Raw genomic sequence first — 3948 nt, forward strand, 5'->3', positions numbered from 1 at the left:
GCTTCGCGTCGGCGGCTTCGCGGTCAGTGGCACGCCGCTCGATCACCCGCTGCTGCAACGCCTCCCGCCGCCGACGCGAAGCAGGCGCGCAATCAGATCGGGAAGCCAGGTAGCGGTCACTGCATCGCGATCGTCATAGCCGGTGCCGATGTCGGCATGAACAAGAGCGGCGTCGATGCCAATGAACTTGCGGGCCGTCTCGCGTATTTCGCCGAGCACGAGGTTTTCAGCTTCGGGAATTGAGCTGGCGTGTGCGCCAACTTCGCGGTCGAACACCACGATCCGGCGCCCGGGCAGGCGCTCGCGCAGATGGTGGAACGTCCGGCCATTGCCGAGGCCGAGCTCGAGCACAAGCCCCTCCATCTTCGCCACCTCGGGGCAGATTTGATTGAGAATGTCGCGCTGTGCGGTCATCCTGCTGATGAAATTATCAAGGCGACTCATATGCGATTTATGTCCTGAACCAGCAGCCCCGATCGAGGCTTGCCGCATATAGAGGCGAACGACAAACCCTGCAATAAGCCAACCGGCCGCCGACAAGCGTCATACCGGGTGGAGTCGGCGGCAGGGCCGCGCGGCGGAACAGCGATCTCACTTGTAGGGGTCTGCGGCGTCCCGCAAGCCGTCGCCGAGGAAGTTGAACGCCATGATGACGAGAATGACGGGGAGCATCGGCAAAAGCAGCCATGGATAGAAAGCGATGACGCTGACGCTGCGCGCCTCGGTGAGCAGGATGCCCCAGCTGGTTATCGGGGCCCTCAGGCCGAGCCCGAGGAAGCTCAGCGCCGTCTCGCCCAGGATCATGCCGGGGATGGAGATCGTCGCCGTCGCGATCAGATGCGACATGAAGCCGGGAATGAGATGCCGCCCGATGATGCGGCTGCTTCTGGCGCCCATCAATTGCGCGGCCAGAACATAATCCTCCTCGCGCAAGGCTAGAAGCTTTGAACGCACGGCCCGCGCCAGTCCAGTCCAGTCGAGCAGCCCGAGGATGACGGTGATGCCGAAATAGATCAGGATCGGACTCCAGGTTATCGGCATGATCGCCGCCAGAGCCAGCCACAGCGGAATGCTGGGGATCGATTGCAGAACTTCGATTATCCGTTGAACGATCAGGTCGAAGATACCGCCGTGATAGCCGGCCAGTCCGCCGATGACAATGCCGAGCAGGAAGCTGAAACTGATGCCGACGAGGCCGATTGTCAGTGAAATGCGTGCGCCATAGATCATGCGCGAGAGCACATCGCGCCCCAGCCTGTCAGTGCCGGCTAGAAAGAGCTGGCCGTTTTCGGCAGGGCAGACAAAATGCCTGTCACCTTCGATCAAGCCCCAGAACTGATAACTGTCGCCCTTGCAGAAGAAACGGATCCGCTGAACATCATCCTTTTTCTCGATGTAGTTCCGCTTGAGCGTGTCCATATCCAGCGTCATCTGGCGGCCATAGACGAACGGACCGACGAACTGGCCGTCGTGGAACAGGTGCACCCGCTGCGGCGGCGAATAGATGTAGTCCATGTTGCGCGTGTGCAGATTGTAGGGCGCCAGGAACTCGCAGATCAGTATCCCGAAATAAAGCGCCGCCAGGAATATGCCTGATATGACGGCAAGCCGGTGCTTCCGGAATTTCCACCACATCAGCCGCAACTGCGACGCCTGAAAGACTTTCGACTGCTCCGGAGTCATCGCCTCGACCGACTGCAGGTCAAAGGGCGCGGTGGAAACATAGTGCTGCAGTGGAGCACCCGGAGCGGGCAGGGGCGAATGCGTGTTCATTTGGTGCTGCCGCCCTGCAAACGAATTCGTGGATCAAGCAGCGCCAGCGCTAGGTCGGAAATCAGGACACCGATGACCGTCAGGAAGGCGAGGAACATGAGGAACGACCCTGCCAGATACATGTCCTGGCTTTGCAGCGCCTTGATCAGCATCGGCCCGGTCGTTTCCAAAGACAGCACTATCGCGGTGATTTCGGCGCCGGAGATGATGGCCGGCAGGATAGAGCCGATGTCGGAAATGAAGAAATTGAGCGCCATGCGCAGCGGATATTTGACCAGCGCCTTGAACGGATGAAGTCCTTTGGCGCGCGCGGTCACGACATATTGCTTGTGTAGCTCGTCGAGAAGATTGGCGCGCAGCCGCCGGATCATGCTTGCCGTGCCTCCGGTGCCGATGATCAACACCGGAATCCAGAGATGGGCGAGGATCGACTTCGCCTTGGCCCAGCTCATCGGCTCGCCGAGATATTGCTGGTCCATGAGATGGCCGATGGATGTGCCGAACCAGATGTTGGCGAAATACATCAGGATCAGCGCCAGCATGAAGTTCGGAATCGCAAGGCCGAGAAGGCCGAAGAAAGTCAGGCCGTAGTCGCCCCAGCTGTATTGATGCGTGGCGGAGTACATGCCGATCGGAAAGGCGATGAGCCAGGTGAAGATGATCGTGACGAAGGAAACCAGCACCGTGAGCCACATTCGGTCCCCGACGACATCGCGAACCGGCAGCTCATATTCGAAGGAATAGCCGAAATCGCCGTGTAGCATCCCGCCGACCCAGTAGAAGTAGCGAATGAGCGGTGGCTGGTCGAAACCATATTCCTCGCGCATCATCTCGATGCGGTCGGAATCCACCGCTTCGCCCTGAGCCCGAAGCTCGGCAACATAGCTGTCGAAATAGTCGCCTGGTGGAAGTTCGATGATCGTGAACACCAGTGCCGATATGACCAGCAGCGTTGGAACCATCACGGCAATGCGCCAGACAAGATATCGAAGCACGCTCAGGAGTCTCCAAGCCAGAATGTATCCGGCATGTAGACACCGAAATAGGCGGTCGGGTCGTAGCCGTAGAGAGCCTTCTCAGGCAGATTGCGCAGCCGCGAGGACGCCAGAACCGGCTGATGCGTTCCGTTCACGGTGCCGATGGAAAACACCTGATCGGTGTAGATCGACAGCATCGAGTTCCAGATTTCGGCGCGCTCCGTGGCTTCGGTAGATGCGTTCCAGCGCTTGAGTAAAGCCATCAACTCGACCACAGGCGGAAGATCGGGCGCCTCACCGACCTTGCCATGAGACAAGTAGTGGGCACCCCAGAGCGGCCATTGCAGCTGGTCGTCGATGGTGGGGGCCAGCTGGTACGGGTTCATGTCGGCGGTCGGCACGCCATTGTCGATGCCCGACCACATCGACATCATGACCTGGCCGCCAAGCGCGCGGCTGCGGAAGATATCGCGCTGCGAAGTCCGGATGAACAGGGCGATGCCGATCTTGCGCCAGTGATCGGTGATGAGTTCGAGCGCGTCGGTTTCCAGCGTGCTTTCGCCGGCCGTTTCCACTATGATCTGCGCAGGGCGTCCATCGGGAAGTATCCGCAGGCCGTCATCGTCACGCGTCTGAAGCCCGACCTCGTCGAGCAGGGCGTTGGCCTGGTCTGGATCATGGGCGACCCAGGCTTTCGCGAATTCCGGCCGGTAGAGCGGGCTCTCCGGCAGGACCGTATCGGCACTTTCCTGTGCCAATCCGTAGAACACAGCCATATTGATCTCGCGCCTGTCCACAGCGAGCGAAAGGGCACGGCGCACGCGCACGTCACGAAAAAGGCCACGCCACACCTGGTCGGAACAATTCAGATTGGGCAGCAGCGCCAGCCGCGAACCCTGTGTGCGTTTCCAGAGATGCATCTTCACCGGGTAGCGCTTCTCCGCGTCCTTCAGGAAGGAGTAATCGCTGAAGTCAATTCCCATGCATTGCAGGTCGCTCTCGCCCGCACCGGTCTTGGCCGAGATGATCGCCGACGAGCTGACATTCATGACGATCCGGTCAACATAGGGCAGTTGCCGGCCATTCTCGTCCATTCGATGAAAGAACGGGTTGCGCTCGAAGACGAATTGCTCGGCCGGCGGTTTGGTCCGGTTCTGCCAGGGATCGAGCGTCGGCAGTTCCGGGTTCTCCGGGCGAT

General features: G+C 60.0%; 4 protein-coding genes. All 4 read right to left on the minus strand.

Going from position 1 to position 3948, the window contains the following annotated elements; genetic code table 11:
* Window positions 1-42: 42 nt before the first annotated feature.
* Window positions 43-444: a class I SAM-dependent methyltransferase gene (locus tag EOB36_RS33310; RefSeq protein WP_245467969.1), complete on the minus strand. Its 402-nt coding sequence runs from the start codon at window positions 442-444 to the stop codon at window positions 43-45.
* Window positions 445-591: 147 nt separating this feature from the next.
* On the minus strand, window positions 592-1773 hold the full coding sequence (locus EOB36_RS33315; RefSeq protein ID WP_095483616.1) for an ABC transporter permease: 1182 nt from the start codon (window positions 1771-1773) through the stop codon (window positions 592-594).
* Window positions 1770-2768: an ABC transporter permease gene (locus tag EOB36_RS33320; RefSeq protein WP_095483617.1), complete on the minus strand. Its 999-nt coding sequence runs from the start codon at window positions 2766-2768 to the stop codon at window positions 1770-1772. Before EOB36_RS33320 ends, EOB36_RS33315 begins: the two co-directional genes overlap by 4 nt.
* A gap of 2 nt (window positions 2769-2770) precedes the next feature.
* Window positions 2771-3948, minus strand: a 1178-nt coding sequence (locus EOB36_RS33325; protein WP_164897703.1) for an ABC transporter substrate-binding protein, incomplete at its 5' end; no start/stop codon positions are given.

Source organism: Mesorhizobium sp. M6A.T.Cr.TU.017.01.1.1 (assembly GCF_004023115.1).
Lineage (GTDB): Bacteria > Pseudomonadota > Alphaproteobacteria > Rhizobiales > Rhizobiaceae > Mesorhizobium > Mesorhizobium mediterraneum.

Bases quoted from the DNA above. Each gene is read 5' to 3' on its own strand.
- EOB36_RS33310 (WP_245467969.1), bottom strand. From the start codon at position 444: ATGAGTCGCCTTGATAATTTCATCAGCAGGATGACCGCACAGCGCGAC.
- EOB36_RS33315 (WP_095483616.1), bottom strand. From the start codon at position 1,773: ATGAACACGCATTCGCCCCTGCCCGCTCCGGGTGCTCCACTGCAGCAC.